The sequence below is a fragment of the uncultured Sphingomonas sp. genome (assembly GCF_937859915.1).
Taxonomy (GTDB): Bacteria; Pseudomonadota; Alphaproteobacteria; order Sphingomonadales; family Sphingomonadaceae; genus Solisphingomonas.
Map to the genome: position 1 here is coordinate 29,766 of NZ_CALMAW010000113.1, position 24,761 is coordinate 54,526.

19 protein-coding genes and 1 pseudogene (1 of these 20 only partly in view) are annotated in these 24,761 nt (G+C 69.5%); 7 read left to right on the forward strand and 13 right to left on the reverse strand.

Annotated features, from left to right (window positions below):
- Positions 1 to 3,724 (forward strand): annotated as a pseudogene (locus Q0326_RS14705) (translocation/assembly module TamB domain-containing protein) (it extends 452 nt beyond the left edge of the window).
- A 23-nt stretch (positions 3,725 to 3,747) separates the two neighbouring features.
- On the opposite strand, the gene Q0326_RS14710 reads toward Q0326_RS14705, so the two are convergent.
- The 3 genes from Q0326_RS14710 to Q0326_RS14720 form a co-directional block, all read right to left on the reverse strand.
- Complete coding sequence (locus Q0326_RS14710; protein WP_298691805.1) at positions 3,748 to 5,328, reverse strand: hypothetical protein; 1,581 nt, start codon at positions 5,326 to 5,328, stop codon at positions 3,748 to 3,750.
- A 137-nt stretch (positions 5,329 to 5,465) separates the two neighbouring features.
- Positions 5,466 to 6,878: a type I glutamate--ammonia ligase gene (gene glnA / locus Q0326_RS14715; protein ID WP_298691807.1), complete on the reverse strand. Its 1,413-nt coding sequence runs from the start codon at positions 6,876 to 6,878 to the stop codon at positions 5,466 to 5,468.
- A gap of 147 nt (positions 6,879 to 7,025) precedes the next feature.
- Positions 7,026 to 7,364, reverse strand: coding sequence for a P-II family nitrogen regulator (locus Q0326_RS14720; protein WP_298691809.1), 339 nt, complete (start codon positions 7,362 to 7,364; stop codon positions 7,026 to 7,028).
- A 197-nt stretch (positions 7,365 to 7,561) separates the two neighbouring features.
- Here Q0326_RS14720 and Q0326_RS14725 point away from each other — a divergent pair, with 197 nt between their 5' ends.
- From Q0326_RS14725 to Q0326_RS14735, 3 genes are read left to right on the forward strand one after another with little or no spacing between them, the layout of a single operon-like run.
- Positions 7,562 to 8,293, forward strand: a complete 732-nt coding sequence (locus Q0326_RS14725) for an NTP transferase domain-containing protein (RefSeq protein ID WP_298691811.1) — start codon at positions 7,562 to 7,564, stop codon at positions 8,291 to 8,293.
- 27 nt (positions 8,294 to 8,320) lie between these two features.
- Positions 8,321 to 9,442: a hypothetical protein gene (locus Q0326_RS14730; RefSeq protein ID WP_298691813.1), complete on the forward strand. Its 1,122-nt coding sequence runs from the start codon at positions 8,321 to 8,323 to the stop codon at positions 9,440 to 9,442.
- Entirely contained in the window at positions 9,439 to 10,143 is a 705-nt protein-coding gene (locus tag Q0326_RS14735) for an endonuclease V (protein ID WP_298691815.1), read from the forward strand. Before Q0326_RS14730 ends, Q0326_RS14735 begins: the two co-directional genes overlap by 4 nt.
- A gap of 108 nt (positions 10,144 to 10,251) precedes the next feature.
- Here the strand turns inward: Q0326_RS14735 and Q0326_RS14740 are convergent, their stop codons facing one another.
- The gene (locus Q0326_RS14740; RefSeq protein WP_298691817.1) at positions 10,252 to 10,791 is read right to left on the reverse strand and encodes a peroxiredoxin; all 540 of its coding nucleotides are present in this window, start codon (positions 10,789 to 10,791) and stop codon (positions 10,252 to 10,254) included.
- 34 nt (positions 10,792 to 10,825) lie between these two features.
- Entirely contained in the window at positions 10,826 to 11,653 is an 828-nt protein-coding gene (gene map, locus Q0326_RS14745; protein ID WP_298691819.1) for a type I methionyl aminopeptidase, read from the reverse strand.
- A gap of 46 nt (positions 11,654 to 11,699) precedes the next feature.
- Here map and Q0326_RS14750 point away from each other — a divergent pair, with 46 nt between their 5' ends.
- Entirely contained in the window at positions 11,700 to 12,458 is a 759-nt protein-coding gene (locus tag Q0326_RS14750; protein WP_298691821.1) for a molybdopterin-binding protein, read from the forward strand.
- 43 nt (positions 12,459 to 12,501) lie between these two features.
- Here Q0326_RS14750 and Q0326_RS14755 read toward each other — a convergent pair whose 3' ends face one another.
- Positions 12,502 to 13,743 (reverse strand): TCR/Tet family MFS transporter, encoded by a 1,242-nt coding sequence (locus tag Q0326_RS14755; RefSeq protein WP_298691823.1) that lies wholly within the window; start codon positions 13,741 to 13,743, stop codon positions 12,502 to 12,504.
- On the reverse strand, positions 13,740 to 13,979 hold the full coding sequence (locus tag Q0326_RS14760) for a hypothetical protein (protein WP_298691826.1): 240 nt from the start codon (positions 13,977 to 13,979) through the stop codon (positions 13,740 to 13,742). The genes Q0326_RS14755 and Q0326_RS14760 overlap by 4 nt, the downstream gene beginning before the upstream one ends.
- Positions 13,980 to 14,148: 169 nt before the next feature.
- Between Q0326_RS14760 and Q0326_RS14765 the strand changes: the two genes are divergently transcribed.
- A complete protein-coding gene (locus Q0326_RS14765; RefSeq protein WP_298691828.1) occupies positions 14,149 to 14,295 on the forward strand; it encodes a hypothetical protein in 147 nt (48 codons plus the stop codon).
- A gap of 7 nt (positions 14,296 to 14,302) precedes the next feature.
- Here the strand turns inward: Q0326_RS14765 and Q0326_RS14770 are convergent, their stop codons facing one another.
- The 5 genes from Q0326_RS14770 to Q0326_RS14790 form a co-directional block, all read right to left on the reverse strand.
- Entirely contained in the window at positions 14,303 to 15,361 is a 1,059-nt protein-coding gene (locus tag Q0326_RS14770; RefSeq protein WP_298691877.1) for a carotenoid 1,2-hydratase, read from the reverse strand.
- On the reverse strand, positions 15,361 to 17,868 hold the full coding sequence (locus Q0326_RS14775) for an FtsX-like permease family protein (protein WP_298691830.1): 2,508 nt from the start codon (positions 17,866 to 17,868) through the stop codon (positions 15,361 to 15,363). The genes Q0326_RS14770 and Q0326_RS14775 overlap by 1 nt, the downstream gene beginning before the upstream one ends.
- Positions 17,865 to 18,536 (reverse strand): ABC transporter ATP-binding protein, encoded by a 672-nt coding sequence (locus Q0326_RS14780; RefSeq protein ID WP_298691832.1) that lies wholly within the window; start codon positions 18,534 to 18,536, stop codon positions 17,865 to 17,867. Before Q0326_RS14780 ends, Q0326_RS14775 begins: the two co-directional genes overlap by 4 nt.
- Before the next feature lie 140 nt (positions 18,537 to 18,676).
- Positions 18,677 to 21,172 carry an FtsX-like permease family protein gene (locus tag Q0326_RS14785; protein ID WP_298691834.1) on the reverse strand — a complete coding sequence of 832 codons (2,496 nt, stop codon included), beginning with the start codon at positions 21,170 to 21,172 and terminating at the stop codon, positions 18,677 to 18,679.
- Positions 21,169 to 21,840, reverse strand: coding sequence for an ABC transporter ATP-binding protein (locus tag Q0326_RS14790; protein WP_298691879.1), 672 nt, complete (start codon positions 21,838 to 21,840; stop codon positions 21,169 to 21,171). Before Q0326_RS14790 ends, Q0326_RS14785 begins: the two co-directional genes overlap by 4 nt.
- Positions 21,841 to 21,896: 56 nt before the next feature.
- On the opposite strand from Q0326_RS14790, the gene Q0326_RS14795 reads away from it, so the two are divergent.
- Positions 21,897 to 22,556, forward strand: coding sequence for an arylesterase (locus tag Q0326_RS14795; RefSeq protein WP_298691836.1), 660 nt, complete (start codon positions 21,897 to 21,899; stop codon positions 22,554 to 22,556).
- Here Q0326_RS14795 and glgX read toward each other — a convergent pair.
- Positions 22,541 to 24,661, reverse strand: a complete 2,121-nt coding sequence (gene glgX / locus Q0326_RS14800) for a glycogen debranching protein GlgX (RefSeq protein WP_298691838.1) — start codon at positions 24,659 to 24,661, stop codon at positions 22,541 to 22,543. The genes Q0326_RS14795 and glgX overlap by 16 nt on opposite strands.
- Between the last annotated feature and the right edge of the window lie 100 nt (positions 24,662 to 24,761).

The following is a 24,761-nucleotide window of genomic DNA, read 5'->3' on the forward strand; positions in this document are numbered from 1 at the left end:
TGATCTGCGGTTGCGGCTCGAGCCCGGCGTCGCGGGTACACAGCGCCGGCTGGTGCGCATCGTCGGGCAGGCGGATACCGGCGTCGGCCGCGCGGTGATCGGCGTCAAGGCCAAGTCCTCGGCCGGCGACCAGCTCGCACTCGCGCTCGACACCGAGCCCGATCGCGACGTGTTCGACCTCGATGCCCGGCTGCTCGCTCCCGCCGACGGTGTGGTCCCCGGCCTCTTCGGCGCGCGCCACCCGATCGCACTGCTCGTCGACGGGCAAGGTCGCTGGACGGGCTGGCATGGCCGCGCGCGGATCGATGTCGCGGGCAGACGCATCGCCGATCTGGCGCTCACCGAGGCCCGCGATCGCTATGCGCTGTCGGGCCGGATCACTCCGGCGTCGATTACCCAAGGCAAGCTGCAGCGGCTGGCCGGCCCTGTCGTCCGCGTCGTGGGCGCCGCCCATTATGCCGATCGCCGCGTCAATGGCGCGCTCAGGCTCGCCGCCTCCGCCTTGACCGTGTCGGCGAGGGGTGTGATCGATCTTGCGCACGCCAGCTTCGATCCGCTCCGCATCGACGCCGCGCTGCTGCAACCGTCGGCGCTGTTTCCCAACATGACGGGCCGCGAGGTGCACCTTCATGCCGAACTGCGCGGCGCGTTTCGTCATGCGGCGTTCCGCTACGCGCTGACCTCGCCGCAATTCGCCTTCGACCAGACGGGCTTCGAGGATGTAAAGGCCGATGGCGCCGGCCGCCTCGACGGTCCCGCGCTGATGCTGCCGATCCGGCTGACCGCGCGTCGGGCCACCGGGGTCGGCGACGTCGCTGGCGGCATCCTGGCCGATCTGTCGGTCTCGGGCACGCTCAAGGTGACCCCCAAGCTGCTCACCGGTGACGGGCTGACGCTCAAGTCGGACAAGCTGTCGGGCAAGCTCGCGCTGCTCGTCGATCTCGTCACCGGCGGCTATTCGGTCGATCTGTCGGGCGGCCTGCAGCGTTACCTCATCCCCGGGCTCGGCATCGTCGACGTGCTGACCGAACTCAAGGTGCTGCCCGGCGCCGGGGGCAAGGGGACGGTCGTGCAGGGCCATGGCAAGGCCTGGGTGCGGCGCTTCGACAACCCCTTTCTCAATTCGCTCGCCGGCGGCCTGCCGGTGCTCGAGACCGAGCTGACGCGCACCGCCGACGGCCTGCTGCATTTCGCCAATCTCAAGCTTACCGCGCCCGCACTTGCGATTACCGGTCAAGGCACGCGGCTCAAGGACGGCAGTTTCCAATTCTCCGGCGCGGGCAGACAGACCGCCTACGGTCCGTTCAAGCTCACGCTCGACGGGATGATCGATCATCCCAAGATCGGTCTGCTGCTCGATCATCCGCTCGACGCCTTGGGGCTGGCCGCGGTCAGGCTCGATCTCGATCCGGTGCCGCTGGGCTTTGCGATGACGGTCGCGGGCGACTCGACGCTTGGCGGCTTCACCGGCACCGGCGGCATCGTCACGCCGCCCGGCGGCACCACGACGATCCACGTTGCTGCGCTCGCCGTCACCGGGACGACGGGCAAGGGGCAGCTGCGGTCCGATCCCGGCGGCTTTACCGGTCAGCTTGCGCTCGCCGGCGGCGGCATCGGCGGCACGCTCGATTTCGCGCCCCAGCGCGGCGTCCAGCGCATCCTGGTGCATCTCGGCGCCGACCATGCGCAGCTCGCCGGCGATCTCGGCGCCAGCGTGCGGCGCGGCAAAGTCGACGCCGATATACTGCTCGATCCGGCCGGCACGCATCTCGACGCCGCACTGTCCGCACAGGGGCTGCACCGCGGCGCGATCGTGCTCGCGCAACTTGCAGCACACGCCAAGCTCGTCGGCGGCAGGGGCGAGTTGATCGCCTCGGTATCGGGGTCGCGCGGCCGCGCGTTCGCGCTGCAGACCGACACGCTGATCAGCGCCGACGGCTATGCGGTGCGCGGTCAGGGCACGATCGATGGGCGTCCGGTCGCGCTGACCGGCCCCGCGCTGCTCCGCCATGCCGGCGAGAGCTGGGTGCTGAGCCCGGCAAGCGTCACCTACGCCGGCGGCAGCGCCACGATCGCGGGCCATTTCGGCGACGCGGCAACCGCGGTCGACGCCAGCCTCAACGCGATGCCGCTGTCGGTGCTCGACATCCTCAAGCCCGGGCTGGGGCTAAGCGGGGCCGCCACCGGACGGTTCAACTACGGCGTCGGAGCACCCGGAGCCTTGCCGACGGGGCGCGCCGACCTGCGCATCCGCGGTCTCAGCCGCGCCGGGCTGATCCTGTCGTCGCGTCCGGTCGACCTCGGGCTGACCGCGGTGCTGACCGGTACCGGCGCCGCGATGCGCGCGGTCGCGCAGAGCGGTGGCCAGGTGATCGGCCGGGCGCAGGCGCGCCTCGCACCGATCGTGGGGACGGGCAGCTTGGCGGAGCGACTGCTCGCCGCGCCGCTGTTCGCGCAGCTGCGCTATAATGGCCCGATCGACACGCTGTGGCGGCTGACCGGAATCGAGACGATCGACCTGTCGGGGCCGGTCGCGATCGGCGCCGATATCGGCGGCACGCTCCGGGATCCGGGGATCCGCGGCTCGCTTGCGACCCGCGCGGCGCGGATCGAGAGCGGCACCACCGGAACCGTGATCGACTCGATCACCGCCGGCGGGCGCTTCGACGGGTCGCGGCTCCTGATCGACCGCTTCACCGGCGTCACCAAGGACAGCGGCACCGTCACCGGCCACGCCGCCTTCGATTTCGCAGGCGCGCACGGGCTCGGCATGGATATCGCGATCGACGCGCATCACGCGCTGCTGCTCGCGCGCGACGATGTCGGCGCGACGGTGACGGGGCCGCTGACGATCGAGTCCGATGGTCGCGGCGGCACGATCGCGGGCAGGGTGACGCTCGACCGGTCGAGCTACCGCTTCGGCAGGGCGGCAGCGCAGGGTGTGCCCCACCTCGCCGTCCGCGAGGTCAACCGCCTCGACGAGGACGAGACGGCCGCCCCGACCACGCCGTGGACGCTCGATCTCGTCACCGACGCGCGCAACCAGATGGCGGTGCGCGGCCTCGGGCTCGACAGCGAATGGCGCGCCAAGCTGACCATCAAGGGCAGCGTCGACAATCCGTCGATCGTCGGCCGCGCCGATCTGGTACGCGGCAATTACGAATTCGCCGGACGTCGCTTCGATCTCGATCGCGGCATCATCCGCTTCGGCGGCGACACGCCGGTCGACCCCGCGCTCGACATCGTCGCCAAGGCGAACGTCCAAGGCGTGAGCGCGTCGATCCAGGTCTCGGGGACGGGCACCAAACCCGACATCAGCTTCGTCAGCACCCCCGCCATGCCCGAGGACGAACTGCTCGCGCGGCTGCTGTTCGGCACCTCGATCGCCAATCTCTCGGCGCCCGAGGCGCTCCAGCTGGCAGCGGCGGTCAACGGGCTGAGGACCGGTGGCAAGGGCAGCCTCGATCCGATCAACGCGGTGCGGCGCGTCGCGCATCTCGACCGGCTGCGCGTCGAGCCGGCCGACGTCACCACCGGCCAGAAGACATCGATTGCGGCGGGCAAATATATCGGTCGGCGGACCTATGTCGAACTGGTGACCGACGGGCAGGGCTATTCCGCGACCCGCGCCGAGTTCCAGGTGACCCGCTGGCTGACGCTGTTATCGACGATCTCGACGATCGGCCGCCAGAGCGTCAACGTGCGGATATCGAAAGACTATTGAGCCCTCGTGTCGCCCCGCGCCCGTCAGGAAAAGTCGGGCCGGACCGATATCGTTCGGCAGCCGATGCCCTGCTGGGCGATCCGGCCGGTCCTTCGGTAGACCGTCGTACTGCGATCCGAAGCCGACGGTCGATAGTGTGACAGCAGGCTCCCGATACGCGGATCGGATCGCAAGAACGCTTCGTAGCTGAAATGCGTGCCCGTCAGTGCGGGCGAGCGGGCGGGGTCGTCGACCAGGATCGCATCGGGTGGATGACACCAGAGGTCGATAGCGATCATGTCGAGCGTCTGACGACGTACCGACAGGCCCGCGGCCGACGCCTGAGCGCCATCGCCATCGCGCGCGATCTTGGGGATGGTCCACAGGGCGATGTTGCGCATCGGCCAGATGAAGCGATGGCTTTCGACCAACGGGAAGGCGAACCAGCTGTGTGCGGAGACGACCGCGACGGTGCTGCCAGCCGGCAGGTGCTCGAGCGCCGTGCTCGCCTTGCCGGCGCGTATCGGCGTGAAGGGGCCGATGACATACCCGGTGACTGCCACCAGGATCAGCGCCACCGTGACGAAGGGTCGGCGGATCATCGCGCCTGCCACGCTGCGGCCCTGGACCAATACCAGCCATAACGCCCAGCCGAGCGTCGCCGTCACCGGCAGCGCGTGATAGGGGAAGCCCTTGCCTTGCAGGAAATAGGACAGCGCCGACGCCAGTGCGGTGACAATCGCCGCTTGGGCATCGGCCGGGAGGTAGCGGCGCGCAACGGCGAGCGCGAGACCGGCGAGTAGCCAGGTCGGCACCCAGATCTGCCAGAAGAGCGACGAGAAGGGCGGCGAAAAAGCGCCATAGGCGGCGCGCGCCAGCGGCACGGTGAGCCGGAGATAGTCCGGCGCGAATAGCAAGACCGCGCCACCGTAGACGATAGCAGTCGCCGCCAGCGCCGCCGACTCCGGTCGCAACGGGCGCCACGATCGGCGCAAGCCGACCGCGAGCCACAGCTCCAACGCGAGTGGGACGAGCGCGAAATAGGGCTTCATCGCGAAGCCGTAAGCGGCAAACAGCCCGACGCAGAGCGCGAGTCGGGGCGAGACCAAGCGGGCGGTGTCCCGACGACGCGCCACCAGCGCGGCGTAGGGCAGGGCGCCGATCAGCATCAGATGTTCGCGCTCGCCGAAATCGTGCAGCGGCAGCAGGCAGAGCAGCAGCGCAAGTCCGGGGAGCAACAGCGCCAGTCGCCGCGGCGACGGATCGGCGACGAGCTTGGCGATCAGGATCAGCGCCAGCGCGGCGCGTGCCATTACCGAAACGATGGCGAGGTGGCCGGCGTCGACGTGCAGCCGGTCAGCCAGCGCGGAGAGCGGCACCGCCTCCCAGAACCACAGCGGCGGATTGACCTCGATGATGTCGCGATACAGGATCGCACCGCCGCGGATCTGCCGCGCAATCCAATATTGCCAGCTGACGTCGTTGTTGAGCGGGATCGACCAGCCCGCCCAGCAGGCCAGCGCGAACAGAGCGGGCGCCGCGACCCATAGCGGCGGCAGCATCCGCAGCGTTACAGGTCTGGCGGTCAGCCCGGCGCGGCCAAGGGGCAGGGACACATCGCTCATGGCTCCTGCCTAGTCGCCAAATCTTTATGGCCGGTAACCATGCGCGACGGGCATCGCGGCGTCCGCCAAGATGCCGCCGACAGCAAAGCGCCCCGAAGTTTCCTCCGGGGCGCCTGCAGTCGGTAATTAGAGAAGGATCAGTTCGAGAAATACATGTCGAACTCGACCGGCGCCGGGGTCATCTCCCAGCGCGCGACCTCGGGCCATTTGAGCTCGAGATAGCTCTCGATCTGGTCCTCGGTGAACACGCCACCCTTGATCAGATATTCGTGATCCGCGGTCAGGCTGTCGAGCGCCTCGCGCAGGCTGCCGCACACCGTCGGGATTTCCTTCAGCTCTTCCGGCGGAAGATCGTACAGATTCTTGTCCATCGACGGGCCGGGGTGGATCTTGTTCTCGATCCCGTCGAGGCCCGCCATCAGGATCGCGGCGTAGCAGAGATAGGGGTTCGCCATCGCGTCCGGGAAGCGGAACTCGACGCGCTTGGCCTTGGCGCCAGCACCGTAAGGGATGCGGCACGAGGCCGAGCGGTTGCGCGCTGAATAAGCGAGCAGCACGGGGGCCTCATAGCCCGGCACCAGCCGCTTGTAGCTGTTGGTGGTCGGGTTGGTGAAGGCGTTCAGCGACTTGGCGTGCTTGATCACGCCGCCGATGAAGTAGAGGCACATGTCGGAGAGACCGGCATAGCCGTCGCCCGCGAACAGCGGCGAGCCACCGTTCCAGATCGACATATGCGTGTGCATGCCCGAGCCATTGTCCTTGGCGATCGGCTTGGGCATGAAGGTCACGGTCTTGCCGTAGGCCTGTGCGACCTGCCAGCAGACATATTTGTAGATCTGCATGCGGTCGGCGGTGGTCACCAGCGTGCCGAAGGTCAGGCCGAGCTCGTGCTGCGAGGCGGCGACTTCGTGGTGATGCTTGTCGCAGGGCAGGCCCATCTCGAGCATCGTCGAGACCATCTCGGCGCGGATGTCGACCGCCGAGTCGACCGGGGCGACGGGGAAATAGCCGCCCTTGGCGCGCGGACGGTGGCCGAGATTACCGCCTTCATATTCGCGGCCGGTGTTGGTCGGCAGCTCGATGTCGTCGATCTTGTAGTAGGATTCATTGTAGGTCGTGTCGAACTGGACATTGTCGAACATGAAGAACTCGGCCTCGGGGCCGACATAGACAGTGTCGCCGATCCCCAGCGTCTTGACATAGGCCTCGGCGCGCTTGGCGGTCGAGCGCGGATCGCGCGAATAGAGCTCGCCGGTCGAGGGCTCGACGATGTCGCAGACCAGGATCAGCATCGGCGTCGCCGAGAAGGGATCGATCCACACCGCGTCGAGATCGGGCTTGAGGATCATGTCGGACTCGTTGATCGCCTTCCAGCCCTCGATCGAGCTGCCGTCGAACATGAAGCCGTCGTTGAGCTCGTCGTCGCCGACCACGCCCGCGACCATGGTCAGGTGCTGCCACTTGCCCTTGGGATCGGTGAAGCGAAGATCGACCCACTCGATCTCCTTGTCCTTGATCATTTTGAGAACGTCGGAGGCTTTGTTCGCCATGATGCTGTTTTCCCTCGCTCGAGCCGGCTTTCGCCCGCTCCTGTGATCACTTTTTACTGAAAGACCCTGACGCCTAGCCGCTTCCTCTTCGAGCCTGCCCGCCGCCGATCGTGAAGTGCCGGCGGTCGATGAGCGGGCCCGACATCCTCAGATGGCGTCGCCATCGCGCTCGCCGGTGCGAATGCGGATGACCGTATCGACCGGCAGGACGAAGATCTTGCCATCGCCGATGCGTCCGGTCTGCGCGGCGTTCTGGATCGCCTCGACGACGCGCTCGGCGAGACCGTCCTCGACGACGACCTCGAGCTTCACCTTGGGCAGAAAGTCGACGACATATTCCGCGCCGCGGTACAGCTCGGTGTGGCCCTTCTGACGCCCGAAACCCTTGGCCTCGGTGACCGTGATCCCCGACACGCCGACCTCGTGAAGCGCTTCCTTCACCTCGTCGAGCTTGAAGGGTTTGATGATCGCTTCGATCTTCTTCATGCGATTGCGCTCCCTCCCCGGACGCGGCGGCCGGGTTTCAATAAGCGTGCCATGCGATCGACTGCAAGCCAACCGCAGCACGCAGGTGCGGCAAACGCTGATTTTGCCTGATAGGCGAGCAAAAAGATGAAGGGCTGCCCGGAAAATAAGCAAGACGGGGCGTGCCATCGGCCGAGGCGTGCGGCATGGAAGCGCTGATGAGCGACTCTGCACCGCATGCCATCCTGCTTTGCGCGGGACTCGGATCGCGGCTGCTGCCGCTCACCGCCGACCGGCCGAAATGCCTGATCGAGGTCGGGGGGCGGACGATTCTCGAGCATCAGGTGGCGGCGTTGCGCCTGGCCGGCGTGGGCGGGATCACCGTGGTCGGCGGCTATCGCTTCGACCGGCTGGAGGCGTTCGCGCAGGCGCGCTGGACGGCGGACCAACGCCCCGAACTGCTGCTCAATCCCTTCTACGCGGTGTCGAGCTCGATCGGCAGCGTCTGGGCGGCGCGGCATCGTCTCGATGCGGCCTTCTGCCTGCTCAACGGCGATACGATCTACGACCCCACCCTCGTCGCCGATGGGCTGAAGCGGGTGCAAGCAGGGCTCAACCTGTTCGTCGAGCCGCTCGACGGTGCAGAGACCGATGATATGCTGGTGCGGCTCGATGGCGCGCAGGTCGTCGCGGTGGGCAAGGATCTTCCGGCGCCGCCGGCGCAGCATCGTTCGCTGGGATTCGTCGTCGGCGATGGCCGCGAGGGCTATGCGCGGGCGCTTGATCACACGGTCCGCGAGGTCGACGGCACGCAGCGCTTCCACCACGCGATCGTCGACCGGCTCGCGCACGAAGGCGTCGTGCACGCGATCGGCTTCGACCACGGGGTCTGGACCGAGATCGACCGGCCCGAGGATATCGCACGCTGGACCGCGTCCCCCCTCCCGTAGGGCGCGGAGGCGGCTATAGGAGCCGGTATGCCCGATACCCGCGTCGCGTTCCTGTTTCTCGGTGAAACGCTGCTGATCCCGCATCTCTATCCGATCGTCGAGGCGCTGGCCGCGCAGGCGCCCGCGTTGCGCATCGATTGCTGGGTCGCGACCTCGGTGCACGAGCAGCTGATCGCCGGCTGGCTGGCGGAAGCCGGGCTTGCCGGGCATGTGCGGCTGCGCCGCGCGCCCGGTTTCCTCGACCTGCCGCACCTCGCGCGGGGCGAGAATCCACGGCTGCCGGCCAAGCTGCCGACGCTTCTGCGGCTGCTGCCCCACCTGCTGCATACGCGCGTCGTGGTCTGCGCTGAGCAGACCAGCCTGTGGCTGCCGAGCGCGCTACCCTTCCTGCCGATGCGCTTCATCAAGACCTCGCACGGGGTCGGATCGATGAGCGCGCGCGACGATCGCCGTCGCCGCGCCGCCTGGCGTCTGCTGGTGCCGAGCGAGACCGAGAAGGCAACCTATACCGCGCGCGGTCTGCCCGACGAACAGCTCATCGTCACCGGCTACGTCAAGGCGGGGTTTCGAGCGCTCGCCCGCCCGCGGCGGCTGTTCGCCGACGACAGGCCGGTAGTCGTCTATGCGCCGCATTGGCAGCGCGCGCGATCGTCCTGGTGGGACTGGGGGCGCGAGATCGTCGCGATGCTCGCGGCGCAGGACCGCTTCAACGTCATCCTCGCGCCGCACCAGCGGCTGGTCGAGAAGGGCCCCGACGTGCGCGCGGTGCTCGCGGCGGTGTCGCATCTCCCGCACGTCCACACCGATCTCGACAGCTTCGCGATGGTCGACGGCAGCTATATGGCGGCGGCCGATATCTATCTCGGCGACACGTCGAGCCAGGTCGTCGAGTTTCTGATCCGCCCGCGGCCGTGCGTTTTCCTCAACGCCCAAGGCATCGACTGGCGCGCGACCGACGACCATGAATTCTGGACGTGCGGCGCGGTCGTGGACCGTCTCGACGGTCTGCCCGCCGCGCTCGACGCCGCCTGTGTCGAACAGCCGCGCTACGACGCGATCCAGCGCGCCTTCGCCGCGTCCGCGCTCGGCGACGCCAGCCCGGACGCGGCGCGACGCGCGGCAGCGGCGATAGCGGCGGCACTCGCGTGAAGGACGATTGGCTGCGCCCGGCGACGCTGGCCGACGCCTCGCGTGCACAGCGCGAGATCGCCGACGCCTGCGACACGCGCGACCGGATCGGTGCTGTCGATCTGATTGCCGGCGCCGACACCTCGATGAAATGGCGCGACAGCAAGGGGCCGATCCACGCCGCGATCGCGCCGCTCGGCTGGCCCGACCGGGCGGTCCAGCCGGCGGGGATCGCGACGCAAATCCCACCCTTCGCCTATGTGCCTGGCTATCTCGGCTTCCGCGAGGCGCCAGCGTTGGTCGCGGCGTGGCAGACGCTCGGCGCGAAACCCGGGCTGCTGCTCGTCGACGGCCATGGCCGCGCACATCCGCGCCGTTGCGGGATCGCGACGCATCTCGGCGTGCTGCTCGACGTGCCTGCGATCGGGGTCGCCAAGTCGATCCTGTGCGGGCGGATCGACGGCGAGCTGGGCGAGGCACCGGGATCGCGGGCGCCGCTGGTCGATCGCGGCGAGGTGGTGGCGATGGCGCTGAGGACGCGGACGCGGGCGTTGCCGATCTATGTCGGCACGGGCCACCGCGTCTCGCTGGAGACTGCGGTCACGTGGGTGCTGGCGCTCACCGAAGGACGGCGACTGCCGCTGACCACCCGGCTGGCGCACGATGCGGCGAATGCCGCGCGCGTCGCCTGGATGGAAACGGCGACGCGACCTATTATCTAGCCGTTCCCCGGCGCAGACCGGGGCCCAGGCCCCACGTTACGTTCCGGCGCGGGGCTCGCGACGAACGTCGGGCCTGGACCCCGGCCTGCGCCGGGGACCAGTAGCACCTCACCCCTTCCTGTGCGCGGCCTTCCAGGCCTTGACCGCGTCCATCGTCTTTTCGACGTGGCCGGCCGGGTCCATCGCCGAGTAAGCGAAGATTACCTTGCCGTCGGGCGCGATCACATAGGAGGTGCGGTTCGCGCGCGTCGTGGTCGCGAGCTTGACGTCGTAATCGGCGATCATCTGCGGCGTGGCGCTCGCGACCGCGAACTTGTTGCGGCATTCGCTCACCGAGAATTTGTCGAGCTTGTCGATCGGATCGGCCGAGACGCCGATCACCGTCGCGCCGAGCTTCTTGAAGCTGTCGGTCGCGTCGGCGAAGTCATGCGCCTCGATCGTGCAGCCCGAGGTGAAGGCGGCGGGGTAGAAATACAGCACCACCGGACCCTTTTTGAGGGCCTGGGCGAGATCGAACGGCATTTCCTTGCCCGCTAGGCTCGCCTGCGTCGTGAAGGTCGGGGCGGGCGCGCCGACGGGCAACGCGGCGAAGGCGGGAGCCGCGCAAAGCGCGAGGGCGGCGATGCCGCAAAGGGTGCGCAGCGTCATGGTCGGGTGCTCCTGAAGATGAAGACGGAAGAAATCAGGCGTAGGGGGGCTTGTCCAGCCCGGCCGGGCTGGTCGTGAAGATGTCGCAGCCGGTCTCGGTGATGCCGATCGAATGTTCGAACTGCGCCGACAGCGAGCGGTCGCGCGTCACCGCGGTCCAGCCATCGTCGAGCATCTTCACGTCGGGGCGGCCAATGTTGATCATCGGCTCGATCGTGAAGATCATCCCGGGCTTGAGCTCGGGGCCGGTGCCGGGCTTGCCGATATGCACGACCTCGGGCGCGTCGTGGAACACGCGGCCGACGCCATGCCCGCAGAAATCGCGGACGACGCCGTAGCGATGCTTCTCGGCATGCGTCTGGATCGCATGGCTGATGTCGCCGAGCCTATTGCCGGGCCGCGCCTGCGCGATGCCGAGCATGAGGCATTCATAGGTCACCTCGACCAGCCGCTTGGCCTTCAGCGCCACGTCGCCGACCAGATACATGCGGCTGGTGTCGCCATGCCAGCCATCGAGCACCGGGGTGACGTCGATATTGACGATGTCGCCGTCCTTGAGCGGCTTGGCCTGCGGGATGCCGTGGCAGACGACATGGTTGATCGAGATGCAGCAGCTCTTGGTATAGCCGCGATAGCCGAGCGTACCGGGCACGCCGCCGGCATCCAGCGTCATCCGCCGCACGATGTCGTCGAGCGCCTCGGTGGTGACCCCGGGGACGACATGCGGCACCAGCGCGTCGAGAATGCGCGCGGCGAGCTGACCCGCCTTGTGCATGCCCGCGAACCCGGCCGCGTCATAGAGTTTGATCGCGCCGTCGCGTTCGATGACGTCGTCGGCAGTGACGGTAACATAGCTGGTCATGCCGTCCATATAGCGTCTGGCGCAGCCGCGCGCTATGGCCGCTACGATGAACCCAACACGTATCTGGACCGCCGCCCTCGTCGTCATCGGCGACGAGATCCTCAGCGGCCGCACGCAGGACAAGAATATCGCCCAGCTGGCGGCCTGGCTCAACGTCCAGGGCATCCGGCTGGCGGAGGTGCGCGTCGTCGCCGACGACATGGCGGCGATCGCCGAGGCGGTCACCACGCTCGATTCGCGCAACGACTATGTCTTCACAACCGGCGGCATCGGGCCGACGCATGACGACATCACGGTCGACGCGATCGCCGCCGCTTTCGGGCTCGCGGTCGAGGTCCATCCCCAGGCACGGGCGATCCTCGAGGAATATTATGCGACGCGCGGCGGGCTCAACGAGGCGCGGCTGCGGATGGCGCGCGTGCCGGCGGGGGCCGAACTGATCGAAAATCGAATCTCGGGGGCACCGGGAATCCGGCTCGGCACCATCTTCATCATGGCCGGCGTGCCGCATATCGCCGGGCAGATGCTCGACGCGCTGACCGGGACGCTCGAAGGCGGGCTGCCGGTGCGCTCGACGACGCTCGGCTGCTGGGTGGCCGAGAGCGAGGTCGCCGACATCCTGCGCGAGACCGAGCGGACGCACGACGGCTGCCAGATCGGCAGCTATCCCTTTTTCCGCGAGGGCCGGGTCGGTGCAAACTTCGTCGTGCGGTCGACCGACCAGACGCGGCTTGATGCCTGCGTCGCGGCGCTGGCGGACGCGCTGGCCGGGGCGGGGCATCAGACGGTGCCGGGCGGCGTTTAGGCGGACGCGCGGCTGCCCGTATCGGGGCAGTCGTCCAGAAGGCTCACACCGCCTCTGCCCGCGGCGTCGCGAGCAGGATCAGGAAGGCGGTCGCCGTCGCTGCCGACGAGACGATGAACGCAGCGCCCGGAAAATAGAAGGGCGCATGCGGGCCGGTGAAATAGGCCAGCGGCTGGGTCAGGACGAGCGGTGCCAGGATCGCGGCCAGCGCGGCGACGCTGCCGTTGAGCCCCTGCAACTCGCCCTGCTGCGTCTCGGGCACCCGCCGCGACATCATCGCCATCACCGCGGGCTGGACGATGCTCTGCAGCCCGGTGAGCGTGAGCAGCACGAACACCAGCGTCCCGCTCCGCACGAAGGCGTAGCACAGGAAGCCGAGCGCCGCGGTCGCCATGCCCAGCATCGCGGCCTGTCGCTCGCCCAGCTTCGCCACGATCCGGCCGACCAGCAGAACCTGCGCGCCCGCCATCACCATCCCGGCCCATGCCAGCGACACGCCGATCATCATACTCGACCAGCCGAAGCTGGCGATCCCGTAAAAAGCCCACGTCACCGGATAGACCAGCGTCGCGACCTGCCAGAAGAAATAGATGGCGAGCAACGGCAGCACCCGTCCGGCGCGGCGGATCGCGAACAGCGCGCCGAGCGGATTGAGCCGCTTGGCATCGAGATCACGGCGCCGGGAGAGTGGCAGCGTCTCCGGAAAGCGGAGGAAGCCATAGACGAAATTGCACGCTGCCAGCGCGCCTGCGGCGTAGAAAGGCGCGCGCGGTCCCCATGCGCCGAGCAGGCCACCGATCGCCGGGCCGACGACGAAGCCGATCCCGAACGCCGCCGAGATCAGTCCGAAGGTCTTGGCGCGGTCCTCGGGCGTGCTGACATCGGCGAGCGCGGCGGTCGCCGGACCATAGGAGGCACCGAATATGCCCGCGAGCGCGCGCCCGAGGAACAGCCAGCCAAGCGTTGGTGCAAACCCCATCAGCAGATAGTCGATCGCGAAACCGCCGAGCGACCCGACCAGTACCGGACGGCGTCCGAAGCGGTCGCCGAGGCCGCCGACGAGCGGGCCGCAGAGGAATTGCATCAGCGCATAGATCATCGCCAGCCAGCCGCCGGTCCGCGTCGCCTGCGCGAGCGTGCCGTGGCCGAGCGCGAGCACCAGCGTCGGCAGGACGGGCATCACGATGCCGAAGCCGACCGCATCTATGAAGATCGTAAGGATGACGAAGCGGATCGCGGCGCGATCGGTCTCCGTCGTCTGGGGGGCAGGTTCGGCCCGCGTCACGGCGCCAACGGGATCAGGCTCGCATCCACCATGATGCGCAACACCAGCGCGTCGAGGCTGTCCGCGATCTCGACGCAGCGCGGCGGCTGCGCGTCGCCGAACGGGCAGCCGTTGAGCGCCAGCGTCCGTGCCTTGTCGAGCGCCTGGCCGACCACCGCGCCCAGATCGTCCCGTTCGATCGGGACCGACACCCGTCGATAATCGCTGCGGACGACCGTGATCGTGTAACCGGGCATGTCGTCCTCCATCCCAGACTATGCGGTATCCGACCGCCTTCGCCGACTAGCAGCTTGGAACCACGGGTCATACCCCGGGACGCCGGACGTATGGCGTTCGGATGACCGAGGTATCCATGCTGCAACACGCTGCAATTCGCCTGCGATCTGCGCGGGGCAGAGGAGCGGCATGAGAACTGACCCCGATCTCCTCCTCGACGCCGGCTGGCTCCCCGCCGAGCACCTCCTGTTCGTCATGCTGACCGTCGCGGTCGGCCTCGTCGCGGGGATGGGGGCCGGCATATGGCTGATGTCGGGACTGCTGCCCGCCGCATGACGGGTGTCTATAGTTTGAGCGGGCCCGCATAGCCGGTCAGTTCGAGATAGCCGCGAGCGCCGGGGGTCGTGACCGCGCCCTCCCAATAGACCGGGCTGCCGCCAGCACGCCCGTCCAGTTCCTGGTCGGGAAACAGCGGCGCCAGCGGCAATGTCCGCACGCCGCCGGGCAGACGGATTCGCAGCAGCGGGTCGACCGGATAGGCAGCGCCGGTCCCCGCCGAGCGCCAACGATGTCGCGCGGTGAACGCCACGTCGTGTGGGCCGAGCACCGTCGACGCTCCGTCGGGCGCCCGCCAGGTCCCACCCGCCCACAGCGTTCCGCCGTCGGCGCCCCGGATGCGGAACGCCATCAGCGCGCCGCCATCGTCGAAATTGAGGCCGGTCCAGTCCCACCCGACCGCGCCGGGCATCAAATAGGTCGACGACCATTCGCGATCGAGCCAGGCGTTGCCCGTGACGGTCGTCACACTACCCTGTTCGGTGACGCTGCCAGACACCGCGAGATGCGGCACGCTGTAATAGCGGCTGGCGTCGCGCGGATCGGGGCCCTTGCGGCTATAGCCATGATCGCCTTGCGCGAGCACCGGCTGCGTGGGGCGAAAGGCGAGATCGAGCGCGAAGCCGTCGCCCGCGACGTGCGTTACGAAGCGTCCGTCGGGCAGACGGCGCAGCGTCCAGTCGTCGATCGCGACGTCGGCGTCGGCACGCGAGGCGCGGGCAAGCCCTAGTGCCTCGCGTGCGATCCGTTCGCCGTGCAGGAGGTGGCCGACCGCAGGATCGGACAATGCGGCGTGCGCGAACAGGATCTGGCGGGGTGCGAAGGCGCTCGGATCGTCGGCCGCGAGACCGGTGGCGGTGCGGAAGAAGGTGACCTGGAAGCCGCGATGCGTGCCGCCCGGCCCATCGATCCAGCCGGTGACGTACCACCATTCGGTGCGATACTCCGGGTGCGCGCCATGATCGCGCGGGAAAGCGAAAGCGGCGCCGGGTCTGGCGATCGCGAAGGGGGCGGGCGGCGCTGCCGCGCCGAGCAGCGCGAGCATCGCCAGCAGGCGGGCGAGCATCACCAATCCTCCCTCACCGCGCGGACCGCGTCGACCGAGACCGCGCTGCGCCCGGCCAGCATCGCGGTGATCGCCGAGGCGACGATCAGCGCGAGAACCACGCCGGCGAGCAGGCCCAACGGCGTCCGCGTGTCCATCGTCCAGTTGAACGACTGCGGATTGATCACGCGGATCAGCACCTGCGCCACGCCGCAGCCGAGCCCGACTCCGGCGATCCCGCCGACCAGCCCGAGCAGCGCGCCCTCGATCCCGAGCATCGCGACGATCTGCCGCCGCGTCACGCCGAGATGACGCAGCATCCCGAATTCGCGCGTGCGGGCCATCGTCTGCGCCGACGCGGTCGCCGCGACGCCGGCCAGGCCGACCAGGATCGCCACCGCCTCGAGCCCGTAGGTGATCGCGAAGCTGCGATCGAAGATCGCGAGCGCGCGTTGGCGGAGCGCGGCGACCGGCAGGATCTGGATCGTGTCCGCGATCAGCGGGGGCAGTCTCCGGTGGATGGCGGCGATCACCGTGGCGGGGTCGGCACCGGGCCTGATGTCGATCGCGGCGTCACCGCGATGCGTGTCACCGGTGAGTTGATCGTAGGTGGTGCTGTCGATCGCGATCGCGCCGGCCTGGCGGGCATAGTCGCGGAAGATGCCGGTCACGAACGCAAGCACGCGGTGGCCGCCGAGCGGCAGCGCCACCGTCGCGCCGGGCGCCAGCTGATAGAGCCGGGCCGCAGGCTCGGAAACGCCGATGCCGATCCGGCCGGGCGGCGCCGCGATGCGCCGTCCCAGCGACGGATAGGCCGAGGCGGCGTCGGGCCGGACGACGAGTGCGAGCGCCGGCCGGTCGGGCGCGAGCGCGATCGGACGCTGGACCGAGAAGACGACGTGGCGGACCCCGGCGACGCCGGCGAGCGCCCGTTGCGCGGTCGGGTCGAACGGCGCATCGCCGCCGGCGGTGAGGTAGAGGTCCGCCGGCAGGATCTGCCCCAGCCACTCGTCGACCGAACCGCGGAAGCTCGCCACCATTACCGCCATCGCGATCATCAGCCCGACGCTGGCGACGATTCCTGACAGCGCGACCGCGGCCTGGCTGGGGGCGCCCCACAGACGGCGCACCGCGAGTTCGATCGCAGGCGACACGAAGTGCCGGCGCGCCAGCGGGGCGAGCAGCGCGCGCGCCAGCCACGGCATCGCCGCGACGCCCCCGGCGAGCAGCAATCCGATCGACAGATAGCCGAACAATGCGATCCCGCCGACCGCCGGCATCAGCGCCGCGGCGACGCCGACACCCGCCAGCGATACCGCCGGCAGGATCGCGGGTGTCCGCCGCGGGTCGATCGCATCGCCGAGATTCTTGAGCGCCACCGCCGGCGCGATCCGCGCGGCCGTACGGGCCGGGACCAGGCTGCCGATCAGCGCGGTGGCGATTCCGAGCGCAGCGAAACCGGCGGCCGCGCCCGGGGCGAACACCAGCGGCGGCACGTCGCCCGCAGAGAAATAGCCGCTGCCGAGGTCTCCGCCGACCAGCCGCAGGACCAGCATCGCGATCCCGAGGCCGAGGCCAATGCCGACCGCTGCGCCGATCACGCCGAACACCAGCCCCTCGGCAAGCACCTGGCCGGTCACCATGCGCCGATCGGCCCCCAGCACGCGCAGCAGCGCGAAATGCGGCCCGCGTCGTGCGACCGACAGCGCCTGCGCGGAATAGACGAGGAATGCGCCGGTCAGCAGCGCGACCAGCGCGAGCATGTCGAGATTGACCCGATAGGCGCGCGACAGCGCATCGGTGCGGTCGGCGTCGTCGGCGGTGCCGGCGAGGATCGCGCCGGGCGGGAGCGCGGCGTTCAGGGTCGCGCGGATCCGCCCGGTGTCGGCGCCGTGGGCGAGCTTGAGGTCGATCCGGTCGATCGTGCCGAGCCGGGCGAAGCGCGACTGCGCCGCGGCGATGTCGATCATGCCCAGTGCGCGTGCCTGCGCACCGGGGAGCGATCCGGCGATCGTGAAGCTCTGCGCGCGGCCGTCGACGACCACGATGATCCGCTCGCCGACACGGTGTCCGGCCAACGCCGCGTGCGACAGGAAGAGCGACTGCGGGTCGAACACCGCCATCGGATCGCCGGCCCCCGGCCTGGGCAGCAGCGTCGGCGTGACCTGCGCGGCGCGCAGCGCGTCAAGGCCGAGCAGGTCGACCGGCATGCCACCAATCCGCGCGTGCAGCACGACCACCGGGCTCGCCGCCGCGATCCCGGGCAGCCGCGCGATCCGCGGATAGAGGTTCTCGCCGATGCCCTGGCGCGACGTCGTCTCGATCCGCAGGTCCGCGCCGCCATTGACGGTGGCGAGGCCGCGCGCGAACCGGTCGAGCGCCGAGGCGTTGACCAGATGCACCGCAAAGCCGAGCGCGACGCCGATCGCGATCGCGATCACCGCGGTCGCGATGCGGACCGGATGCGCGTGCCACTCGCCGGCGATCATCCAGCGCGGGGCGGTGGCGGCTCGCCAAGCCGCGGTCATGCCGCGACGAGCCCGTCCGCGGTCAATCGTAGCACGCGGTCGGCGGCGGCCGCGGCCACCTCCGAATGGGTGACGAGCAAAGCGGCGGCGCCGGTCTCGCGGATCTGCGCAACGAGCAGGTCGAGCACGCGGGCGGCCGTGTCGGGGTCGAGATTGCCGGTCGGTTCGTCCGCCAGGATCAGCGCGGGCCGGTGCGCGATGGCGCGGGCGATCGCGACCCGCTGGAGCTCGCCGCCCGACAATTGGCTCGGATAGTCACCCTCGCGCCCGGCAAGCCCGACCGCGGCGAGCAGATCGGTCGCGCGCGCGATCGCGGCGCGCGGCGGCGCGCGGAGCAGCACCAGCGGAAGGCCGACATTCTGCCCGAGCGTCAGATGCGGCAGGATGTGGAAGGCCTGGAACACGAAGCCGATCCGGCGGCGGCGCAGGGCGGCACGAGCATCCTCGCCGAGCGTGTCGAGCAGGGTGCCGTCGAGCGCGACGGTGCCGCGATCGGGTGCGTCGAGCCCGGCGACGAGGTTGAGCAGCGTCGACTTGCCGACGCCGGACTCGCCCATGATCGCGACGAACTCGCCCGCTGCAAGATCGAGCGAGACGTCGCCGAACAGCAGGCGGCCGCCGGGGACGGATTTGGCGACATGCGAGAGGGCGAGCAAATTGCCGTTCATCAGGACGCCTCGTCTTCGTCGTCCCGACGCACGTCGGCGCCCCTGGATGCGGCACGCTTGAGCTGTGACGGCTCGATATCCATGGATCCCGGCTTTCGCCGGGTCGACGGGAGAAGGCCAGGCGCGTCCGATGCCACCACCTATCCCTCGCGCAGCGTCTGCGCCGGACGCGTCGACAGTGTCGGCAGGCTTGCCGCCAGCCCGATGCCCAGCGTCCCCGCGACCGACAGCGCCAGCGTCGCGGCAACCACGCCCCAGTCGGGCGCCCAGGGCAATGCGAACAGCTGCGTCACCACCACCCAGCCACCGAGCCCGCCGACCAGCAGCGCGACCGCGGCCAGCAGGCTCGCCAGCAGCGCATATTCGATCGCCTGGCCGGTCAGCACCTGGCGGCGGCGCGCGCCGAGCAGTTTGAGCACCGCGATGTCGTAGCGACGGGCCTGGCCCGAGGCGGTCACCGCGCCGACCAGCACGACGATCCCGGCCGCGACGGTGACGCCCGCCGCGGCGCGGATCGCGAGGCCGACCTGGCCGAGCACGCCGGCGATCGTCGCGATCAGGTCGCCGGTGCGGATCATCGACACCGAGGGCAGCGCGTCGGCGACCGCGCGGGCGATCGCCCCGTCGCGGTCGGGGGCGGCGTAGACGCTGGCGAGCAGGCCGTGCGGCGCCTCCTCGATATAGCCGGGCGAGAAGACCAGCGCGAAATTGAGCCCGAGCCCGCCCCAATCGACCCTGCGCAGCGCGGCGATCCGCGCCGGCACCTCGACGCCGAGCACCGAGACGGTGATGCTGTCGCCGACGTGCAGGCCGAGGCCTTCGGCGGCCTTGTCCTCGAGCGAGACCAGCGGCGGGCCGGTATAGTTCGCCGGCCACCAGTGGCCCGCGGTCACCGCGTTGCGCGGCGGCAGGGTTGCGGACCAGGTGATCGTGCGGTCGCCGCGCAGGATCCACGCGCCCTTGGGCAGCGTCTTCATGTCGGCGACGCGCACCCCTTTGAGCGCGACGATCGCGCCGCGCAGCGAGGGCACCGCCTCGATCGTCGCCCCGGGCGCGGCGCGGGTGACGGCGGTGCGGAAGGTGGCTGCATCCTCGGGCTGGAGATCGATCGCGAAGAAGCGCGGCGCCTTGGCAGGGGCGGCGCCGTGCATCTCGCTCGACAGGCTGGTGTCGATGATCGCCAGTGCCACGAACAGCGAGAAGCCCAGGCCCAGCGCGACCACCAGCCGGTCGGTCGCAGCCCCCGGCCGGTGGAGGTTGGCGAGCGCGAGGCGGAGCAGCGGCCGGCGCGGCTTGGGCAGACGGCGCAATGTCGCCCGCAGCGCGAGGCCGACCAGCCAGAGCAGCAGGATCAGCGCTGCGGTCGCGGCGACAAAATAGAGCGCGATCCGCTCGTCGCTCGCGGTCAGCACCGCCAGCGCGACGAGCGCCGCCAGCAGCGCCGCCATGCCCGCCACCACGGCGGGCGCAGGCCGCAATGGTGGCGCGAGCACGTCGCGCAACAGCGTCGCGGCAGGCACCGCGCGCGCGCGGGCAAGCGCCGGGAGCGCGAACAACAGCGAGACGAGCAGCCCGAGCCCGGCCGCGACGAGCAGCGGCTGCGGATAGAGGCCGAGCGCAGGTGGCACCGGCAGCCGGTCGCCGATCAGGCTGCCGACCAGCATCGGCAGCGCGGCGCCCAGCACCAGTCCCGCGACGATGCCGCCGCCCGCGACCAGCCCGAGCTGGATCAGGAAGATCGTGGCGATCGTCCCCGACCGCGCGCCAAGTACCTTGAGCGTCGCGACGATCCGCGTCTTGGCCGACAGATAGGCGCTCACCCCGCTGCCGACGCCGACCCCGGCGATCGCCAGCGCCGCGAGCCCGACGAGCAGCAGGAACTGGCCGAGCTGCGCGATGCCCTGGCGCAGCATGTTCGCCGCGGCGTCGGGGGTGTGGACGCTCCACCCCGCGTTCGGGAAGCGCGCGAGCAGGCTATTGCCGATCGCGCCGGGATCCGCGCCGTGCGGGAGGCGCAAGCGATAGCGGCTCTCGTAAAGACTGCCCGGCTGGATCAGCCCGGTCGCATCGAGCCCGGCGCGGTCGACCAGCACCACCGGCCCCAGGCTGAACCCCTCGCCCAGCTTGTCGGGCTCGTTGCCGACGAGCCCGATGACGCGCAGCCGCGCGGTGCCGATCCGCACTGCGTCGCCGACGTGCAGGCCCATGCGATCCGCCAGCGCGGGCGCGATCGCCGCTTCCAATCCATGCGGTCGGGCGTTGGCGGCGCCGGGCGCCAGCGTGAATCGGCCGACCAACGGCCAGGCGTCGTCGACCGCCTTGAGCGTGACCAGCACCGGCGCGCCGGCGCCGACCGGCTGCGCCATCGCGCGCAGCCGCACCGTCTCGGACGTCGTACCCAAGCCGGCGAACGCCGCGCCTTCCTCGACGGTGGCGAGCCGCTGCGACACGCGCATCTCGAGATCGCCGCCGAGCATGACATGGCTCTGCGAGTCGAGCGCGCCGAGGATGCTCGCCGATAGGCTGCCGATCCCGGCGAGCGCCGCGGTGCCGAGGAACAGGCACAGCGCGAGCAGCCACAGCCCGCGTCCCCCGGCTCGCAGATCCCGCAGCGCAAGCCGCCAGGCAAGGGTCACGCGTGGCGCCGGTCGGCGACGATCAGCCCGTCGCTGAGCTCGATCACGCGCGCGCAGCGTTCGGCGAGGCCCGCGTCGTGGGTGATCACGAACAGCGTCGCGCCGGTGTCGGCATGGCGCGCGAATAGCAGGTCCATGATCGCATGGCCGGTCGCGGCGTCGAGATTGCCGGTCGGCTCGTCGGCGAACAGCAGCGTCGGGCGGGGCGCGATCGCGCGCGCGATCGCGACGCGCTGCTGCTCGCCGCCCGACATCTGCGCGGGATAATGGCGCAGCCGGTGCGCGAGCCCGACGGCCGTAAGCTCCGCCTCGGCACGCGCGAACGCGTCGGGCTGGCCGGCAAGCTCGAGCGGCACCGCGACATTCTCGAGCGCGGTCATCGTCGGCAGCAGGTGAAAGGCCTGGAGCACGATCCCGATCCGCCCGCGGCGTGCGATCGCCAAGCCATCCTCGTCGAGCCGCGCGAAATCGAGATCGGTGACGCGCACTTGGCCGCCGCTCGGCCGCTCGAGCCCGGCGAGCACCGCCATCAGCGAGGATTTGCCCGATCCCGACGGTCCGAGCAGCGCGACGCTCTCGCCCGGCGCGACGCTCAGGTCGATCCCGCGCAGGATTTGTACGCGCGCCGGTGGCTTGCCCAGCGACAAGGTCAGGTTACGCGCCGCGATGACGCTGCTATCGGACGCCGGGCGGTCTTGCTCGACGAAGGGTGGAGGAGCGGCTGATGTCACGATATCGGGGATATGGGGCACGCCGCGCGCTTGTCCATCTCGCGCTGCTGCTTTTCGGTTTGGCGAGCGCGCCCGCGCAGGCGGCGGGGCCGCTGATCTGGGCGTTCGGCGACAGCCTGACCGCGGGCTACGGCCTGCCCCCCGCCGACGGCTTCACCAGTCAGCTCGAACGCGCGCTGCGCCACGCGGGCGTGTCCGCGACGGTGCGCAACGGCGGCATCTCGGGCGATACCGCCGCGCAGGCGCGCGCGCGGCTGCTGTGGGGTCTGCGCGGGCTTGGCACGACGCCCGATCTGGTCATCGTCGAACTCGGCGCCAACGACATGCTACGCGGCCTGCCGCCCGCGCAGGCGGCCGTCAATCTCGACCGGATCATGGACGAACTCCAGCGCCGCCATATCCCGGTGCTGATCGCGGGGATGAAGGCGTCGCCCAATCTCGGCCCCGACTACCGCGCGCAGTTCGACGCCATCTACCCGCAGCTCGCCAAACACTATGGCGCGCGGCTCTACCCCTTCTTCCTCGACGGCGTCGCGGGCAAGCCGGCGCTGATCCAGGCCGACGGGCTGCATCCCAACGCCGCGGGGGTCGCGATCGTCGTGGGGCGGATGCTGCCCGCCGTGCGCGGTGCGCTGCCTCACGCCAACCGGTAGACCAGCACCGAGCGACCCGCGACGTCGATCGCCTCGCCGAAGCCGAGCACGGCGTCCTCGTCGCGCTCGGGCGCATTGGTGTCGGCGAGCAGCGTCCAGCCCTCGGCCTCCAACACCGGCGGCAGCGTGAACTCGAGCGGTTCGCTGCCGCCGTTGATGATGATCAGCACGCTGGCATCCTCGCCGCGGCGGTGCACGCCGGTCTTGAACGCGCGGCCGTCGATCAGCATGCCGACGCAGCAGGTGCCGCCTTCGCCCCAGTCGCCCTCGTTCATCTCCTCGCCGCGCGGCGCGATCCACGAGACGTCCTTGACGCCGGCCTCCTCGTTCATCTCTCCGGTGAGGAAGCGCGCACGGCGCAGCACCGGATAGTCGTGCCGCAGCGCGATCAGCTTGCGGGTGAAGGCGAGCAGGCCTTCGCCCTTCTCCTGGATGTTCCAGTCGAGCCAGCTGATCGCATCGTCCTGGCAATAGGCGTTGTTGTTGCCACCCTGCGTGCGCCCGAACTCGTCGCCCGCGACCAGCATCGGCGTGCCCTGGCTGAGCAGCAGCGTCGAGAGGATGTTGCGGATCTGGCGCGCGCGGAGCGCATTGATCTCGGCGTCGTCGGTCTCGCCCTCGGCGCCGCAATTCCATGAACGGTTGTCGGACGAGCCGTCCTTGCCGTCCTCGCCATTCGCCTCGTTATGCTTGTCATTGTAGCTGACGACGTCGTTGAGCGTGAAGCCGTCGTGCGCGGTGACGAAGTTGACGCACGCCCAGCTGCGCCGGCCGCCCTTGTCGAACAGGTCGCGCGACGCGCACAGCCGGGGGGCAAGATCGGTGAGCGACGAATGGCTGCGCCAGAAATCACGCACCGTGTCGCGATATTTGTCGTTCCATTCCGCCCAGCCCGGCGGGAAGCCGCCGACCTGATAGCCGCCGGGGCCGCAATCCCAAGGCTCGGCGATCAGCTTGACGCCGGCCAGCGTCGGATCCTGCCCGACCGCTTTGAGGAAGCCCGACTGCTCGTCGAAACCATGCGGCTCGCGCGCCAGGATGGTGCCCAGATCGAAGCGGAAGCCGTCGACATGCATCTCCTCGGCCCAATAGCGCAGGCTGTCGGTGACCATCTGGATCACGCGCGGATGGCTCAGGTTGACCGTGTTCCCGGTGCCGGTGTCGTTGATGTAATAGCGCGGCTCGTCGGGCATCAGCCGGTAATAGCTGGCGTTGTCGATGCCCTTGAACGACAGCGTCGGCCCGAGCTCATTGCCCTCGGCGGTGTGGTTGTAGACGACGTCGAGGATGATCTCGAGCTTGGCCGCATGATAGCGCGCGACCATCTCCTTGAATTCGCGCAACGAATTGGGGACGTCCGAGGCATAGCGCGGATCGGGCGCGAAGAAGCCGATCGTGTTATAGCCCCAATAGTTGCGCAGGCCCTTTTCGAGCAGCTGGCTGTCGTCGACGAAGCTGTGCACCGGCAGCAGTTCGACCGAGGTGACGCCGAGCGTCTTGATATAGTCGATGACATTCTTGTCGCCGAAGCCGGCATAGGTGCCGCGCAGCTTCTCGGGCACCTTGTCGTTGAGCTTGGTGAAGCCCTTGACGTGCGTCTCGTAGAGGATGGTGTCGTCCCACGGCACCGCATCCGAGCGCGGCTTGCCCTTCCAGTCGAAATCGGGATCGACGACGACGCAGCGCGGCACGAACGGTGCGCTGTCGCGCTCGTCGAAGGTCGTGTCGTCGCCGCTTTCCATCTGATAGCCGAACACGGCGGGGTCCCAGGTCAGCTTGCCCGCATGGGCGCGTGCATACGGGTCGAGCAGCAGCTTGTTCGGGTTGAAGCGGTGGCCGTTCTCGGGCTCGTAGGGCCCGTGGACACGGTAGCCGTAGAATTGGCCGGGGCCGACGTCGGGCACATAGCCGTGAAAGATCTGGTCGGTATATTCGGGAAGCGCGATCCGCTCGATTTCCTTGCCGCCGTCTTCGTCGAACAGGCAGAGTTCGACCTTGGTGGCGTTGGCGGAGAAGATCGCGAAATTGGTCCCCTTGCCGTCCCAGGTGGCGCCGCGCGGGTGCGGCAGGCCTTCTTCGATGCGCGAGGCGGGGGTGATGACCATGGTTGCTCCGGGTGAGGGCGTGAAATGGGGGCGGGGAAATAGGCCTGGACTGCCGTTTCCGCTCAAACCGCTGCGCCGAATCTTCGTTCCGCCCGGCAAT